The following is a 15,257-nucleotide window of genomic DNA, read 5'->3' as shown; positions in this document are numbered from 1 at the left end:
CGGTCAGAGCAGCCGTCGGATGTCACCGCGGACCCGGTAGAAGCCGCCGGCCGCCGTGTGCAGGGCGTCCACCACGTACCGTGCCCCGGGCTCGCGTATCTCGCGCGGGAACTGGACGTTCCACGACGTTTCGTAGCCGTCGGACACCACGTGCACCCGGACCCGCCCCGATTCCTGGACGCACTCGACGACGATCGCCCCGGAGGGCGCCTGGGCCACGGTGGCCACCGTGGCCGCGGCCGTGGCCGGGACGTACGTCGGCAGGGCCGCGGCGAGCTTGACGTCCCGCGCCACCGGCACCGTGCCCTGCTCGGCCGCGGTGATGGCCGCCTCGCTGGCGTCCACGCACACCAGCGAGCCGTCCGTGGTCACCAGGTACAGCCGTTCGTCGCGGTACTGCATCGACAGCGCCGAGCCGCCGCCCGTGCCGAGCTTCCACAGGCGCGTGCCGTCCCGGTCGAAGCAGTAGACGGACGACGACGCGTCTCCGGCGAACACGAAGCGCCCGTTGGGCGAGGTGGCGCAGGAGTACACCGCGCTGTCGCAGCCGTACGTGGCCTCGACCGCGCCGGTGGCCTTCGACAGCCGCTGCACCACCTTGTGCGCGGTCCCCGCGTACACGGCGTGCTCCTCCTGCCAGCCGAACAGGACGCCGCCGCGGGTGGGGGTGTGCCAGAGTTCGCCGCCGCCGTCGGGCGCGTAGGCGGTGACGCCCCGGTGGTGACCGTGGTAGACGGCCCGGTCGTCCGCGCGGACCATCCAGGCGTGCTCGCCCTTGCTGCGGCGGGCCCACTGGTGTTCGTCCTCGTGGTCGATGACGGTGAGCCGGCCCTCGCGGTCCGAGACGTTCAGCAGGCCTTCGTGGATGTCCAGCCAGAAGATGTCGACGTCCGCGGTGATGTCGTACGCCGCGAACGGCAGCTTGGAGGACAGGTCGTAGACCTTGCCGTCGTCGCAGCCCGCGTAGATCCAGAAGTCGTCGGCGACCAGGCACTTCACGCCGTCCGGCAGGCTGAAGCGGGCCAGGACGGCGCCCTCGTGGTCCAGGGTGTAGACGTCACCGGACTGGTTGCCGACCCAGCAGCGGTCGTCGTCCACGTGGATGCCGAACGCCGAGGAGCCGGTGCGGAACCGCCACAGCACCGGGGCCACGGCGCGCGCGGTGGACGGCGCCGAGGTCACCTGACGGCGGGTCACCGAACGTGGGGGGCGCTGGCCTGCGACGGCCGGGGCGTACCCCTTGCGGACCTTCTCCCCGACCTTCCGCGCGGCGGCGGCCCGGGCCTTCTCGGCGGTGGGGAACGTCGTCGTCTGCAGCTGCCCGGTGGCGCCGATCCGCCCGTACCGGACCGTCACCACCACGCCGTCGACGGCCACTTCGTAGAACTTGTGCGCGCCGCCGCCGTCCTGCGACAGCTCCAGATACGTCGTCGACACGGTGCTGGACCCGGTAGCCATGACAAAACCCTCCCCAGGGTGGACCCGCGGCCGTTCCGGCGAGTCCCACTCCCCGAAAGGTAGGCGCAGGCACTGACAATCACGTCGGGCGGTGCTCGGCGCCTCGGCCGGGGTCACCGGCCGCGCAGCGCGGGTGGGACGGCCCGAGACCGGTGCGGGGCGGATCGCCGGCCGGCGAACGACCGTCGCACACCGGGAGCCCCACCCACCGTGGAGGTGTCGACCCGGCCCCGCCCCCTGCCCCTGCTGCGGCCCCGGCGCAAGCGCAAGCCCCGTCAGTTGTTCGTGTTCTTGTGCTCCGGACGCCCCGTGTCCTGGATGTCCTTCGGCGGTCGGCCCGGTGGGGCCTCGCCCGCGGTGAGGTGTTCCAGGACCTCGACCAGTTCCTGGCAGGCGCGTTCCACGGAGCGTCTGGTGTGGTGCTGTTCGGTGATCACCGCGGAGAGCAGCAGGGCGGTCAGGGCCATCGTGCCGTTGAAGGCCTGAAGCTTGATCATCACCTCGACGCGGCTCAGCCGTTCGAAGGGCCCGACGCTGTCCGTCGCGGCGACGGTGGCCATGACCGAGGTGAAGAGGGCGCACAGCATGCTGCCTGCGAGCTGGAAGCGCAGGGCCGCCCAGATCAGCAGGGGATAGACGAGGAAGAGCAGGCTGACGCGGCTGTGGGTGGCCAGGGGGACGAGGGCGCAGGCGATGAGCGCGAGTCCCACGGCCTCTTTCCAGCGGGACAGCCGGAGGGGCCGGGTGATCGTGTACAGCACGAGCAGGACCGGCGTGACGATCAGAACGCCCATCGCGTCGCCGACCCACCAGGCCAGCCAGACCGGCCAGAAGCTGTGCGCGGCGAGCTTGTCGGTGAGGACGAGGAGCCCGACGCCGATGGTCGAGCTCAGCAGCGTCGCGGTGAGGGCGCCCAGGAAGACCAGTGCGAGGCCGTCGCGCAACCGGATGAGGTCGTTGCGGAAGCCCACCTTGCGAAGCATGAGGTACGCGCAGACCGGGGCGGCCGTGTTGCCGATCAGGTTGACGATCACCACGGGCCGTAACGAGGTCAGGGACATGACGACGAAGAGGGCGCCGAGGGCGATGCCCGGCCAGACGCGGATCCCGAGGAGCAGCAGACAGGCGACCGCCACACCCGTGGGCGGCCAGATGGGGGTGAAGACCGCGCCCTCCACGACGAGCTCCCGCATGAGCCCCAGCCGCCCGGCCGCGTAGTAGCCCAGGGCTACGGCCAGCGTCTGCAAGGCGAAGACAGCCGATCTGCGCAGATCCGGGGTACCCACCACAGCAGCCATCAGACACCTGCGCGACGCTGTCGGCGAGGCGAAACGCGCGGTGTCCGGCCCTATGGCTGAACCAGGGGGACGTCCGGCGCCGTCAGCCCGTCGTGTCCGACCACCAGCACGGCCGCGTCGTCCTCGTGTCCCACGCGCTCGGCGCCCTTGATCACCGCGGCGGCGAGGGAGTCCGCCGCCATGCCCGCGACGGCGGCGATGCCGGCGAGCCGTACGACCTGGTCGAGGCCCTCGTCGACGTTCAGGGTCGGCCCCTCCACCACGCCGTCCGTGAGCAGGACGAACACTCCGCCCTTGGTGAGCCGGTAGCGGGTGACCGGGTAGTCCATGCCCTCCTGGACCCCCAGGGGCGGGCCGCACTCGTCCTCGGCGACACCGGACTTGCCGTCCGCCGTGGCCCACACACAGGGGATGTGCCCGGCCCTGGCGCTCTCCAGGACCCCGGTGGCGGGGTCGAGCCGCATGAAGGTGCAGGTGGCGAAGAGGTCACTGCCGAGGGAGAGGAGCAGGTCGTTGGTCCGGGCGAGGAGCTCGCCGGGCTCGCCGGTCACGGAGGCCAGGGCACGCAGACCGACCCGCACCTGGCCCATGAACGCGGTCGCCTCTATGTTGTGGCCCTGGACGTCGCCGATGGACAGGCCGATGCGCCCGTCCGGCATCGCGAAGGCGTCGTACCAGTCGCCGCCCACGTTGAGGCCGTAGCAGGCGGGCGCGTACTGCACGGCCAGGCGGAAGCCGGGCGCCGCGGGCAGGTCCCTGGGCAGCATGCCGCGCTGGAGGGCGAGGGCCAGCTCGACGCGGGAGCGCTGCAGCTCCGCGCGCTCGCGCGCCTGGGCGGTCAGCGAACCGAGTCTGGCCAGCAGCTCGTCGCCGTCGTCCGTGGGGCGCTTGCGGGACATTGATCACTCCGGCGGGACGGCAGCTCGTCGGGAGGGTGGCCACATCGGGCAAACCTCACATTTTATCTTTAGAGGATGATACCGGCCCTGAGGCGCGGCCCGACAGGCCCGGCGTCGCCCAACCGGTGACCACCTGGGTCACCACCGATCTGACCGTCAGCGGCATGACCTGCGCTTGCTTGTCTCAGGCGGGTCGAGAAGAAGCTCGGCAGGCTGGACGGCGTCACGGCGACCGTCAATCCGGCCACCGGACGGGCTCGGGTGAGCCACCCGGCGGTCATCGGCGGTGACGACGTGTGGGAACTGTCGGCCCGCCGCCGCGGCCCGGCGCACGGCGGCCGTCCTGCAGGACGCCGGCACCAGGCCGCCCCGTGCGGGTCGGCCATGTCACCCGTGTCGTCGGCGTCTTCCACTCCCCCGCCGCCATCACCGCCGCCACCGTCGCCGCCCGCGGTTCCCGTGCCGTGCGTGCCGGATGCCACGGGGCCGGAGGCGGTGCCGACGGCGTAGGAGACCGCGAAGATCAGCGCCATGAGCAGGAGGAAGCCGCAGAGGGCGGGCGGGGCCCCGCCCGCCCTGAGGCCGCGCCCAAGCCGGACAAGGAGGAATTCCGGGATACGTCCATCAGCCGCGCCTCCAGGTCACGTCGTACGACGTCGCCTGGGATCGCGCCGTACCGCTTCAGTGGTCGGAGCGGCCGCCGACCGAGTTCCGGAGCAGTGATGTGGCGCGTGTCATGTGGACGGCCGTCCGGCCGGGCGGCTCAGCCGCCCAGCGCGGCGTCGACCACGTCCTTGGCCTCCTCCTGGACCCGGCGGAGGTGGTCGGAGCCGAGGAAGGACTCGGCGTAGATCTTGTAGACGTCCTCGGTGCCCGAGGGACGGGCCGCGAACCAGGCGTTGGCCGTGGTCACCTTGATACCCCCGATGGACGCGCCGTTGCCCGGGGCCTCGGTGAGCACGCCGGTGACCGGCTCCCCGGCCAGGGTGTCGGCGGTGACCTGCGCGGGCGAGAGCTTGCCGAGCAGCGCCTTCTCCTCCCGGGTGGCGGGGGCGTCGATGCGCGCGTAGGCCGGCGAACCGAAGCGGTCGGTCAGGCCGGCGTAGTGCTCGGACGGGGTCTTCCCGGTAACCGCCGTGATCTCGGAGGCCAGCAGCGCCAGGATGATGCCGTCCTTGTCCGTGGTCCAGACCGAGCCGTCGCGGCGCAGGAAGGAGGCACCGGCCGACTCCTCACCGCCGAAGCCGAGCGAGCCGTCGACGAGCCCGTCCACGAACCACTTGAAGCCGACGGGCACCTCGACGAGGCGGCGCCCGAGGTCCGCGGCGACCCGGTCGATCATCGAGGACGACACGAGCGTCTTGCCGACCCCCGCGTCGGCCGGCCACTGCGCACGGTGCGCGTAGAGGTAGGCGATGGCCGCGGCCAGATAGTGGTTGGGGTTCATCAGGCCGGCGTCCGGCGTGACGATGCCGTGCCGGTCGGCGTCGGCGTCGTTGCCGGTCGCGATCTGGAAGCGGTCGCGCTGCTCGATCAGCGAGGCCATCGCGTACGGCGACGAGCAGTCCATGCGGATCTTGCCGTCCCAGTCGAGCGTCATGAAACGCCAGGTCGGGTCGGTGAGCGGGTTGACGACGGTCAGGTCGAGCCGGTGCTGTTCGGCGATCCGGCCCCAGTAGGCGACGGACGCCCCGCCCAGTGGATCGGCGCCGATACGGACACCGGCGGCGCGGATCGCGTCCAGGTCGAGGACGCTCGGGAGGTCGGCGACATAGGTGCCCAGGAAGTCGTAGCGGCCGGTCGTGGGCGCGGCGAGGGCCCGGGTGTAGGGGATGCGCCGTACGTCCTTCAGGCCGGACGTGATGATCTCGTTGGCCCGGTCCTGGATCCAGGAGGTGGCGTCGGAGCCGGCGGGGCCACCGCTCGGCGGGTTGTACTTGAAGCCGCCGTCGGCGGGCGGGTTGTGCGACGGGGTGACGACCACGCCGTCGGCGAGGGCGGCGGTGCGGCCGCGGTTGTGGGCGAGGATCGCGTGGGAGACCGCGGGTGTCGGCGTGTAGCCGTCGGCGCTGTCGACGAGCACCGTCACGCCGTTGGCCGCGAACACCTCCAGGGCGGTGACCCGGGCGGGCTCGGACAGGGCGTGGCTGTCGGCGCCGAGGAAGAGGGGGCCGTCGGTGCCCTGGGCGGTCCGGTACTCGCAGATTGCCTGGCTGGTCGCGGCGATGTGGTCCTCGTTGAACGCCGTGTTCAGCGACGATCCCCGGTGCCCCGAGGTGCCGAACGCCACGCGCTGTCCCGGGTCGTCCGGGTCGGGGTGCAGCGCGTAGTACGCCGTGACCAGCCGGGCGACGTCGACGAGATCCTCGGGGCCGGCCTTCGTGCCCGCTCGCTCGTGCTGCATGTGCCCGCTCCTCCACATCGGTCGATCAAGGCTTACGCCGTCCATCTTCCCTTGTGGGGGCGGCTGTCCGCGAGTACGGGTCGGTTTGCGCCCGGAGCGCTCAGCGCCGGCGGCCGCGCACCGACCAGCCGCTGCCGATGCCCGCGACGTGGAGGGCGAGCACTGTCAGGCCCAGGAGCATGAGGTTGGTCGAGGTGAAGGTGTCGTTGGTGGAGATCTCCGCCGCGTTGATCAGAAAGGCGATGAAGAACAGCACTGCCGAGATGATGGCGAGCAAGGGGTCCGTCCCTTCGGTGTGTCGGCCGCTTCGGGGTGACGGCCGGTTCGGTGGTGCCGGCCGCTTCGGGGTGCCGGCCGGATCGGTGGTGTCGCTCGTGCGGTGTCGTTGCTCTTTCCGTGTCGTTGCTCAGCGGATGCCCCCGACCGGGCCGTGAACACCACGCATTCGGCCCTGGGGGACGGAGTGCCAGGGCGGACGGAGTTCAGGGCCTTCGGCCGGGGGACGGTTCGGGGCGCGCCGCTCCGATGCCACGTCGTGCGACGGTGCGCGTCAGCCGAGCTCGGGCAGCGGGCGCCGGGCGACCTCACGGGCGTCCTGCGAAGGCAGCATGCGCAGCAGCATCTCGGCCAGGTTCGAGGCCGCCTCGTCCCAGTCCAGGTCCGGGCGGGCGAACCGCAGTGCCAGCAGGGAACCGCCCAGGGCGGTCAGGGCGACGGTCGCGTCGCCGACGGTGAACCGGCTGGAGGCGATGCCGGCCTCGAGGTCACGCACGGGGTGTTCCGGCGGCGGCTGAGGACCCGTACCCGCGCGGCCGCTATCGGTCGGGCAGGGCGGACGGGCGCGGGCCCGCCAGGAGAAAGCCGGAAGGTCCGGTCAGCGACAGAGCGCGGTGTGGGTCCGGCACAGGTCGACGTGCCGACGCTTCCGTCCAGGCGGGAGCCAGGACCGGGGTGCGGACCGGCCGGACGGGCACTGTCTTCACGGTGGCTCCCCTCGGTTCTGACGTCTCGATACCGGACGGTGCCCTGCGGCGCGGTGCGTCGCGCGGATTCCGCGGGGCACGCCCATGATCTCCCCCGGTCGTACGCCGCTGCAAGGTCACCTGCTCACCGGCCCTCATCGACCGGACACCCGGAACTACGCCCCGGCGCAGGCGTGTTCACGTCCGATGGTCGAGACAGTCCTTTCCGCCGCACCGACACGGGAGCCCAGGTCTGCCCCGTTCCCGTCCTGCGCTCCGGCGACAGCGGCAGCGCGGCAGCTGCGAAAATCGCCCCCAGGGGGCGGGACGTTCGGGCCGACCACCGGGGCACGATCACCGGAGTTGTGCGCATCAAAGCCGGGTGACGCGGAGTGCTCGATGGAGCTGGAGAGGGGCGAGGGCGGCTGACGCACTGGTTTATTGCTCGCCTGTGTGCAAATATCGACATCCTCCCCGGCCGACCGGAGGTCCGACATGACCGACCCAGGCAGCGCGGGCGGTGGTCGCCGCCAGGCACTGCTCACCCGGGCCCGCATCCTCGAAGCGGCGAGGCGGGAACTCGGCCGTGATCCCGACAGCAGCCTCGGAGACATCGCCGAGGCCGCCGGCGTGGTGCGCCGCACCGTCTACGACCACTTCGGCGGCCGGTCGGCCCTGGTCGAGGGGCTCGTCTCGGACGCGACGGAAGCCCTCGGACGCGCGCTGACGGCCCTACCGGTCCCCGGCCCCGACGCCGTCACGGCGATGGCACGCTTCGTCCTGGCCCTGTGGCCCGTCGGCGACCGCTATCGCACGCTGCTGCGACTGGCACCCCAGGACCTGGGGGCGGAGCGCGTGAACGAGATCCTCGGCCCGGCCCGCGAGATGGCGACGGCGATCATCGAGTGCGGGCAGCGACAGGGCGTCTTCCACACCAGCGTCCCGCCCGACCCGCTCGGCCGAGCCCTCGAAGGGCTGACGCTGGCGCTCCTGGAATGCGTGAACGCCGGGACCTGGAGCGACGACGGCACCCGAACCGCCACGGCGGCCCTGATCGCGGTGGGGGCGGACGGCGACCTCGCCGCCGCCCGGGTCCGCGGGCTCGCCCGCCCCGAGCGGCTCAGCGCCTAGCGCTCCCGCCTGCGCGGCGACCTCGGGGTACGGGGTGAGGGCGCCCGCGAGAAGCCCGTCAGCCCGTCAGCCCGTCAACGATTTCGACAACAATTCCCCGCCGCCGTGGCTCTGCCCGAACCGATCGGTTTCGTGGGGCCACGATGTGCTCGAAATGTCACAAGAGGGGATAATTCAGGGAGCACGGTGGCGCTCGACCGGCGTCCTCCACTCACCAGGAACAGGCAGGTCGGACCATGTCGAAGAAACCACGTTCGTCCGAGCCACCGCACGGCGAGGGTCCTGGCCGGCACGAGGGCGCCGGGCAGCACGGCTGGTCGCCCGATGTGGACGAGACACGCCAGCAGGACAACCCGAGCGCCCACCGCTCCTTCCATGCCGCCCAGTACGCCGACGAGAAGGGCCGGGGCCGGACCAAGTCCGCCGAGGAGACGAAGTCCGTTCCGGGTGACACGGTCGAGAGTCGCAGTGGACGCGGCGAGGAGTACGCGGACGCGGACGAGAAGGGCCGGCGGGACACAGGGCCCAAGGGCCGCTCCCAGCGCCCCAGCGGCACCAGGGACGCGTCCGCCACGACCGGTGTGGACCCGCAGGACCCGCCGTCCGGACGCCGATCGGGCTGACGGCCCGCTCGGGGCGTGGACGGCCGGCTCCCCCACGCCCCGGGCGCGTCACGGCTGCGCCACGCCCCGGGCGCGTCACGGCTGCGCCACGCCCCCGGTCACGTCGCGGATCCCCACGACGCGCGGGACAGCGCGGGATCCGCGTCAGCAGATCCGCGGCAACTGCTCCCCGATCGGCAGATCGACCACCCGGGTTCCGCCCAGCCCGGTCCTGGCCACGACCATCCCAGGATGCGCCTCGACGGCCTCACCGATGACCACGGACTCCGCGCCCAGCGGATGGGACCGCATCGCCTCCAGGACGGCGTCGGCGTGCTCGCGCGGGACGAAGGCCACCAGCTTGCCCTCGTTGGCGATGTACATGGGGTCCAGGCCCAGGATGGCGCAGGCGTTGGCCACGGCCGCCGGGACCGGGACGTCGCGTTCCCGGATGACCACCCCCGCGCCGGAGGCCGCCGCGATCTCGTTGAGCGCGGCAGCCAGGCCGCCCCGGGTGGGATCGCGCAGCACGTGCAGATCCGGGGTGACGGCGAGCATGGCGTCGACCAGGCCGCCGAGCGCCGCACAGTCGCTCTTGATCTCGACCCCGAACTCCAGTCCCTCGCGCACGCTCATGACCGCCACCCCGTGGACGCCGATGGCACCACTGACGATCACCACGTCACCGGGGACGACCCGCTGCGGCCGCAGGTCCACGCCCGCGGGGACGAGACCGATGCCCGCGGTGTTGAGGTAGATCCCGTCGCCGTGTCCGGCCTCCACCACCTTGGTGTCCCCGGTGGCCACCTCCACCCCGGCGGCGCGCGCGGCCGCGCCCAGCGCCTCGGACACCCGGCGGACCACGTCCAGCTCGACGCCCTCCTCCAGGATGAATCCGCAGGAGAGGTAGGCGGCGCGGGCGCCGCTCATGGCGAGGTCGTTGACGGTGCCGTTGACCGCCAGGTCGCCGATGCTGCCGCCGGGGAAGAACAGCGGCCGCACCACGTAGGAGTCGGTGGAGAACGCCAGCCTGGCCCCGCCGACCGTCAGGACGGCGGAGTCGCCCAGCCGGGCGAGCACCTCGCCCCCGAAGGCGGGCACGAAGATCTGCTCGACCAGTTCGGCGGAGAGCACTCCCCCGCCACCGTGGCCCATGACGACCCGGGGCCGGTCGCGCAGCGGCGCCGGACAGGTCCAGCCCTCGACATCGAGGGCGCGGGCGGGGCCGGTGGCGGGCAGATCGGTGATGTCAGACAACGGGGGTCGCCTCCCGGGGCTTGGTGGCCGGCATGTCCAGCCGCCGGTAGAGGTAGTACGCGGCGCAGGCTCCCTCGCTGGAGACCATGGTGGCGCCCAGGGGGGTGCGGGGGGTGCACAGCGTGCCGAAGGCCTCGCACTCGTGCGGCTTGAGCAGCCCCTGGAGGACCTCGCCGCTGCGGCACTCGGCCGGCTCCTCCGTCCGGATCCCCTCGACCGCGAAGCGGTGCTCGGCGTCGTGGTCGCGGTACTTCGACGCCAGCCGCCAGCCGCTGCCGGGGATCACGCCGATGCCGCGCCAGGCCCGGTCGGTGACCTCGAAGACGTCCTCCAGCATGGCCCGGGCGGCCGGATTGCCCTCCGGGCGGACGGCACGGGCGTAGGCGTTGTCGACGGTGTGCTCGCCGCGTTCCAGCTGGTGGACGGCCCGGCGCACGCCTTCGAGGATGTCCAGCGGCTCGAAGCCCGTCACGACGATCGGCACGCGGAAGCGCTCCGCCAGTTCCGGATACTCCTCCACGCCCATCACGCTGCACACGTGCCCGGCCGCGAGGAAGCCCTGCACCCGGCAGCTCGGCGACGACATGATCGCCTCGATGGCCGGGGGCACCCGGACATGGGACACCAGCATGCTGAAGTTCAGGATGCCCAGCTTCCGGGCCTGGTGGACCGTCATGGCGTTGGGGGGAGCCGTCGTCTCGAAGCCGATGCCGAAGAACACCACCTCGCGGTCCGGGTTCTGCTGGGCGATCCGCAGCGCGTCGAGCGGCGAGTAGACGACCCGGACGTCGCCGCCCTCCCCGCGGACCTGGAACAGGTCCCGTCCGGTGCCCGGCACCCGCAGCATGTCGCCGAAGGAACAGAAGATCACGTCCGGCCGGGAGGCGATCTCCAGCGCCTTGTCGATGACCTCCAGCGGGGTCACGCACACCGGACAGCCCGGACCGTGGATCAACTCCAGTTGCTCCGGTAGGAGTTGGTCGATGCCGTGCCGGATGATGCTGTGCGTCTGGCCGCCGCAGACCTCCATCAGCGCCCACGGTCTCGTCACCGTGGCATGGATGTCGTCGAGCAGCCGACGGGCCAGCTCCGGATCCTGGAACTCGTCGATGTACTTCACTGGTTGCCCACCCCTTCGAGCGGGTCCGTGCCCGCCTCCGCCGCCGCCATCTCCCAGGCGTCGCCGAACTCCTCCTGCAGCATGCCGAGTTCGGCGAAGAGTTCGAGCGTCTGCCGGGCCGACTCCTCGTCCAGCCGCTGAAGGGCGAAGCCGACGTGGACGATGGCGTACTCGCCGACCTGGAGGTCGGGCAGATACTCCAGGCACACCTCCTTGACCACACCGCCGAAGTCGACGGTGGCCATCCGGGTGCCGTCCCGGTCCTCGATGTCCAGCACTCTGCCGGGTACCGCCAGGCACATGAGCCTCTCCTCGCTGTGGATCGCGCGTTACTCAGTCGGTGGGAGTCGTCCGGGCGGCCACCATCAGCTGGCCCAGGGCCAGACCGCCGTCGCCCGGCGGCACCAGCCGGTGCCGCAGGACCGTGAAGCCGTCCTCGCGCAGGGTGGCGGCACAGGCCGAGGAGAGCAGCGTGTTGGCGAACACGCCCCCCGTCAGGGCGACCGTGTCCAGGCCGTGCCGCTCTCGGGCCCGCACGCAGATCCGGTGCACCAGGCCGGTCACCGCCCGGTGGAAACGGGCCGCGACCAGCGCGGGTCCGACGCCGGCCCGCAGGTCGGCGACGATCGCGGCGAGGACGGGCGCCGGGTCGGCTCGTACCGCGTCGTCCCCGTTCGCCGCGGGGAGGTCGAAGGCGTAGGCGGCCCGGTCGCCGGTGGGCGCGCCGAGCGCCGCTCCCTCCAGCTCCACGGCGGCCTGTGCCTCGTATCCGGCGCGGTGGCACACCCCCGCCAGGGAAGACACGGCGTCGAAGAGCCGCCCCATGCTGGAGGTGGGGACACAGTGCAGGCCGAGCGCCAACTGCCGTTCCAGCAGACGTAGTTCGTCGGGCGGGCAGGCGGCCGTGCAGGCGAGGTGGTCGGACCAGTCGATCCCGGCCGCCCGCAGATGGGCCAGCGCCATGCGGTACGGCCTGCGCACCGCGGCGTCGCCGCCGGGCAGCGGGACGTACGCGAGGTGCCCGAACCGGCGGAAGCCGTCGTAGTCGGCGAGCAGGAACTCGCCGCCCCAGACGGCTCCGTCGTCGCCGTGGCCCGTGCCGTCGAAGGCGACACCGATCACCGGCCGGGTGCCGTCCAGCCCGTGCTCGGCCATCGCGGCGGCGACATGCGCGTGATGGTGCTGGACGCGGACGACGGGCCGCGCCGCCGCATGACGGTCGGCCCACCGGGCGGAGCGGTAGCCGGGATGCCGGTCGGCCACCAGGGTGGCGGGCCGAACGCCGGTGATGGACTCCAGTTGCGCCACCGCGCCCTCGAAGGCCCGCTGGGTACCGAGGTCGTCCATGTCGCCGATGTGCGCGGACAGCCAGGCGCGTCGGCCCGTCCCCAGACAGAAGGCGTTCTTCAGATCGCCGCCGACGGCGAGGGCGGGGCGGACGGGCAGCGGGAGGGCGACCGGCAGCGGGGCGTAGCCGCGGGAGCGGCGGATCACCAGCGGCTCCCCGTCGCAGACGCGGACGACCGAGTCGTCGCAGGGGACGTGGATCGGCCGGTCGTGCGTGAGCCAGGCGTCGGCCAGCGGGGCGAGCCGCTCCAGCGCCTCGGTGTCATCGGTGACGATCGGCTCACCGGACATGTTGCCGCTGGTCATGACGAGCAGCCGGGGGCCGTCCGGGTCGCCGGGCAGGCCGAGCAGAAGGTGGTGCAGGGGGGTGTACGGCAGCATCACGCCGAGGTCGGGGCTGCCGGGCGCGACGGACTCGGCGGGGCGCGGGGCCCGCGCCGCGTACCCCGGGGCCGGGCGCCGGCGCAGCAGCACCACGGGCCGGGCAGCGCCTTCGAGCAGCTCCCGCTCCTCGGGGGCCGGCCGGACGAGGTGCTCGACGTCGGCCGTGCGCCGGGCCATGACGGCGAACGGCTTGTCCCCCCGTGCCTTGCGGCGGCGCAGACGGGCGACCGCCTCCTCGTTCGTGGCGTCACAGGCCAGGTGATAGCCGCCCAGTCCCTTGACGGCGAGGATCGCGCCGCCCGACAGCAGGACGCGCGCCTCGGTCACCGGGTCCGCCCCCGGCAGGCCGTCGGACGGCGGGACCAGCAGCAGCCGCGGTCCGCAGGCCGGGCAGGCGACCGGCTGCGCGTGGAAGCGGCGGTCGGCCGGATCCGCGTACTCGCGGGCGCAGTCGGGGCACATGGCGAAGCCGGCCATGGTGGTGTGGGCCCGGTCGTACGGCACGCCGGTGACGATCGTGAAACGCGGGCCGCAGTGCGTGCAGTTGACGAACGGGTGGCGGTACCGCCGGTCCGCCGGGTCGGCCAGCTCGACGAGGCAGTCGGCGCAGGTGGCGGAGTCCGGGGAGACCAGGGTGCGGGCCGGTCCGCCGGTCCGGGAGGTGAGGATGGTGAACGCGGTGTCGCCGACGGCCGGCATCTCGCGGTGGTGGACGGACTCGACGCGGGCCAGCGGGGGCGCGTGAACAGCGATCCGGTCGCAGAACCGGGCCACGGCCGAGGCGGTCCCCTCGACCTCCACGACGACGCCCTCGGGGGTGTTGGTCACGTGTCCGGCCAGGGCGAGTTCGGTGGCGAGGCCGTACAGGTAGGGCCGGAAGCCCACGCCCTGCACCACGCCCCGGACGGTGACCCGGCGGCGCAGCGGCGGGTCACTGGCGACCACGGCCGACGGCCGCGACGGAGCGCTCACGAGGGGGTGGGTGCCAGGTCGCCGGCGTCGGTCTCGTCGGCATGGGTGTGCGGGTGGGTGTGCGTGTGGCCGTGCCGGAGGTCCGGCCGGCCGGCCATCACCGGTGTGTGCGGGGGCGCGCCCTCCGCGGCGGCGAGCGCCCGGTCGAGCAGCGCGCCCACGCCCTTCCCGCGGCGTGCCGAGGTCAGGACCACCTCGACGCCCGGATTGACCTGCTGCACGTTGGCGCGGAAGGCGATCTCGTCGAACTCCACGGCCTCCGCGAGGTCGATCTTGGTGACGACGACCAGGTGGGCGAGGCCGAACGCGGTGGGGTACTTGAGCGGCTTGTCCTCGCCCTCCGTCACCGAGGCGAGGACGACCCTCAGGGTCTCCCCCAGGTCGTAGGTGGCGGGGCAGACCAGGTTGCCGACGTTCTCCACGAACAGCAGCCGGGTGCCGTCGGGCAGCCACCCGTCCAGGTGACCGGCGAGCATGCCCGCCTCCAGATGGCACAGTCCGTCGGTGAGCACCTGCTTGACCGGGGCGCCCGACCGTGCCAGCCGGATCGCGTCGTTCTCGGTGGCGAGATCGGCGGTCAGCGCCGCGACCGGCAGGGCCCGCTCCCGTGCCCGCAGCAGTTCACTCTCCAGCAGGGCGGTCTTGCCGCTGCCCGGACTGGACAGCAGGTTGACGACCGTGGTGCCGTGGGCCGCGAGGCGGGTGCGCAGCGTGTGGGCGCTCGCGTCGTTCTTCGCAAGCACGGCCTGGCGCAGGTCGACGACACGACACATGGTTCAGCACTCCTCGGAGATCGGTTCGCGGGTGGGCGTGGGGTCGTCGGTCTCCCACTGCACGGCGGCGATCCGCAGTTCCCGGCCCGCGAGCAGATCGGTGGTCGTCCCGTCGCACGCGGGGCAGGTCAGCCGGGGTGGCATGCCGACGGCCCACTCGTGGGCGCAGGGTGTGCAGCGGGCCCGCCCCGGCACCGCCTCGGTGACCAGTTCGGCGCCTTCCAGCAGGGTTCCGGCGCAGACCAGTTCGAAGCAGAAGGCGAGCGCATCGGGTACGACGCCGGCCAGTTCGCCGACCTGGAGCCGTACCGATCGCACCGCCGTGACATCGCCGGCCCGCTCGGCGGCCTCTGCCACCTGGTCGACGACGGCCAGCGCGACGGACATCTCGTGCATGGGTCTCCGTCCTTGTCGCGGCCTGCCTGCGGTCGGCCTTCATTAGAGGCGCGCGTGCCGGGCCGCGCGGCCCGGCACGCCGTCACCGGCCACCGGGTACGCCGTTCGACGCAACCGCGCGGCAGACCGGCGGCGGCAGTGGGTCACATCCGTCGGATGCGCAGGTAGCGCCGCACGTCGGGAAACACCTCGGCACCGATGGCGACCAGGGCCGCGAGGGCCGCTCCGCCGATGATGATCTTCTTCATCCCGTC

At 72.7% G+C, this 15,257-nt stretch carries 14 protein-coding genes and 2 pseudogenes; 3 read left to right on the top strand and 13 right to left on the bottom strand.

Annotation, left to right across the window (positions count from 1 at the left end; translation table 11 throughout):
• Positions 1 to 3: 3 nt before the first annotated feature.
• The 3 genes from ACFVYS_RS20870 to ACFVYS_RS20860 form a co-directional block, all read right to left on the bottom strand.
• Positions 4 to 1,458, bottom strand: a complete 1,455-nt coding sequence (locus ACFVYS_RS20870; protein WP_389504000.1) for a WGR domain-containing protein — start codon at positions 1,456 to 1,458, stop codon at positions 4 to 6.
• 275 nt (positions 1,459 to 1,733) lie between these two features.
• Entirely contained in the window at positions 1,734 to 2,756 is a 1,023-nt protein-coding gene (locus ACFVYS_RS20865; RefSeq protein WP_389503998.1) for an MASE1 domain-containing protein, read from the bottom strand.
• 50 nt (positions 2,757 to 2,806) lie between these two features.
• The gene (locus ACFVYS_RS20860) at positions 2,807 to 3,655 is read right to left on the bottom strand and encodes a PP2C family protein-serine/threonine phosphatase (protein ID WP_142267705.1); all 849 of its coding nucleotides are present in this window, start codon (positions 3,653 to 3,655) and stop codon (positions 2,807 to 2,809) included.
• 164 nt (positions 3,656 to 3,819) lie between these two features.
• Between ACFVYS_RS20860 and ACFVYS_RS20855 the strand changes: the two are divergent.
• Positions 3,820 to 3,931 (top strand): annotated as a pseudogene (locus tag ACFVYS_RS20855) (cation transporter); the annotation flags it as partial.
• Positions 3,932 to 4,418: 487 nt separating this feature from the next.
• Here ACFVYS_RS20855 and pgm read toward each other — a convergent pair.
• From pgm to ACFVYS_RS20840, 3 genes and pseudogenes are all read right to left on the bottom strand, one after another.
• Entirely contained in the window at positions 4,419 to 6,059 is a 1,641-nt protein-coding gene (pgm, locus tag ACFVYS_RS20850) for a phosphoglucomutase (alpha-D-glucose-1,6-bisphosphate-dependent) (protein WP_389503996.1), read from the bottom strand.
• Between the two features lie 100 nt (positions 6,060 to 6,159).
• On the bottom strand, positions 6,160 to 6,336 hold the full coding sequence (locus tag ACFVYS_RS20845) for a hypothetical protein (RefSeq protein WP_020126694.1): 177 nt from the start codon (positions 6,334 to 6,336) through the stop codon (positions 6,160 to 6,162).
• Positions 6,337 to 6,609: 273 nt separating this feature from the next.
• Positions 6,610 to 6,831: pseudogene (locus ACFVYS_RS20840) on the bottom strand (TetR/AcrR family transcriptional regulator); the annotation flags it as partial.
• A gap of 685 nt (positions 6,832 to 7,516) precedes the next feature.
• Between ACFVYS_RS20840 and ACFVYS_RS20835 the strand changes: the two are divergent.
• Both ACFVYS_RS20835 and ACFVYS_RS20830 read left to right on the top strand, forming a co-directional pair.
• Entirely contained in the window at positions 7,517 to 8,152 is a 636-nt protein-coding gene (locus tag ACFVYS_RS20835) for a TetR/AcrR family transcriptional regulator (RefSeq protein ID WP_389503994.1), read from the top strand.
• A 236-nt stretch (positions 8,153 to 8,388) separates the two neighbouring features.
• Positions 8,389 to 8,775: a hypothetical protein gene (locus ACFVYS_RS20830; protein ID WP_389503992.1), complete on the top strand. Its 387-nt coding sequence runs from the start codon at positions 8,389 to 8,391 to the stop codon at positions 8,773 to 8,775.
• Positions 8,776 to 8,919: 144 nt separating this feature from the next.
• Here ACFVYS_RS20830 and hypE read toward each other — a convergent pair whose 3' ends face one another.
• The 7 genes from hypE to ACFVYS_RS20795 form a co-directional block, all read right to left on the bottom strand.
• The gene (gene hypE, locus ACFVYS_RS20825) at positions 8,920 to 10,011 is read right to left on the bottom strand and encodes a hydrogenase expression/formation protein HypE (RefSeq protein WP_389503990.1); all 1,092 of its coding nucleotides are present in this window, start codon (positions 10,009 to 10,011) and stop codon (positions 8,920 to 8,922) included.
• Positions 10,004 to 11,131 carry a hydrogenase formation protein HypD gene (hypD, locus tag ACFVYS_RS20820; RefSeq protein WP_389503988.1) on the bottom strand — a complete coding sequence of 376 codons (1,128 nt, stop codon included), beginning with the start codon at positions 11,129 to 11,131 and terminating at the stop codon, positions 10,004 to 10,006. The genes hypE and hypD overlap by 8 nt, the downstream gene beginning before the upstream one ends.
• A complete protein-coding gene (locus tag ACFVYS_RS20815; protein ID WP_389503986.1) occupies positions 11,128 to 11,433 on the bottom strand; it encodes a HypC/HybG/HupF family hydrogenase formation chaperone in 306 nt (101 codons plus the stop codon). Before ACFVYS_RS20815 ends, hypD begins: the two co-directional genes overlap by 4 nt.
• Before the next feature lie 31 nt (positions 11,434 to 11,464).
• Positions 11,465 to 13,834, bottom strand: coding sequence for a carbamoyltransferase HypF (gene hypF / locus ACFVYS_RS20810; protein ID WP_389503984.1), 2,370 nt, complete (start codon positions 13,832 to 13,834; stop codon positions 11,465 to 11,467).
• Complete coding sequence (gene hypB, locus ACFVYS_RS20805) at positions 13,831 to 14,607, bottom strand: hydrogenase nickel incorporation protein HypB (protein ID WP_389503982.1); 777 nt, start codon at positions 14,605 to 14,607, stop codon at positions 13,831 to 13,833. The genes hypF and hypB overlap by 4 nt, the downstream gene beginning before the upstream one ends.
• A 3-nt stretch (positions 14,608 to 14,610) precedes the next feature.
• Complete coding sequence (gene hypA / locus ACFVYS_RS20800) at positions 14,611 to 15,003, bottom strand: hydrogenase maturation nickel metallochaperone HypA (protein WP_389503980.1); 393 nt, start codon at positions 15,001 to 15,003, stop codon at positions 14,611 to 14,613.
• A gap of 143 nt (positions 15,004 to 15,146) precedes the next feature.
• Positions 15,147 to 15,251: a DUF6893 family small protein gene (locus ACFVYS_RS20795; RefSeq protein WP_389503978.1), complete on the bottom strand. Its 105-nt coding sequence runs from the start codon at positions 15,249 to 15,251 to the stop codon at positions 15,147 to 15,149.
• Positions 15,252 to 15,257 lie beyond the last annotated feature (6 nt).

This window comes from Streptomyces sp. NPDC058295, from assembly GCF_042880655.1.
Lineage (GTDB): Bacteria > Actinomycetota > Actinomycetes > Streptomycetales > Streptomycetaceae > Streptomyces > Streptomyces coriariae.
The sequence above is the reverse complement of the archived record's forward strand: the minus strand, read 5'-3'. Positions and strand labels throughout refer to the sequence as shown.

Coding starts and splice junctions, on each gene's coding strand:
- ACFVYS_RS20860 (WP_142267705.1), bottom strand. CDS start 3,655: ATGTCCCGCAAGCGCCCCACGGACGACGGCGACGAGCTGCTGGCCAGA.
- ACFVYS_RS20865 (WP_389503998.1), bottom strand. CDS start 2,756: ATGGCTGCTGTGGTGGGTACCCCGGATCTGCGCAGATCGGCTGTCTTC.
- pgm (WP_389503996.1), bottom strand. CDS start 6,059: ATGCAGCACGAGCGAGCGGGCACGAAGGCCGGCCCCGAGGATCTCGTC.
- ACFVYS_RS20795 (WP_389503978.1), bottom strand. CDS start 15,251: ATGAAGAAGATCATCATCGGCGGAGCGGCCCTCGCGGCCCTGGTCGCC.
- hypB (WP_389503982.1), bottom strand. CDS start 14,607: ATGTGTCGTGTCGTCGACCTGCGCCAGGCCGTGCTTGCGAAGAACGAC.
- ACFVYS_RS20830 (WP_389503992.1), top strand. CDS start 8,389: ATGTCGAAGAAACCACGTTCGTCCGAGCCACCGCACGGCGAGGGTCCT.
- ACFVYS_RS20870 (WP_389504000.1), bottom strand. CDS start 1,458: ATGGCTACCGGGTCCAGCACCGTGTCGACGACGTATCTGGAGCTGTCG.
- ACFVYS_RS20815 (WP_389503986.1), bottom strand. CDS start 11,433: ATGTGCCTGGCGGTACCCGGCAGAGTGCTGGACATCGAGGACCGGGAC.
- hypA (WP_389503980.1), bottom strand. CDS start 15,003: ATGCACGAGATGTCCGTCGCGCTGGCCGTCGTCGACCAGGTGGCAGAG.
- ACFVYS_RS20835 (WP_389503994.1), top strand. CDS start 7,517: ATGACCGACCCAGGCAGCGCGGGCGGTGGTCGCCGCCAGGCACTGCTC.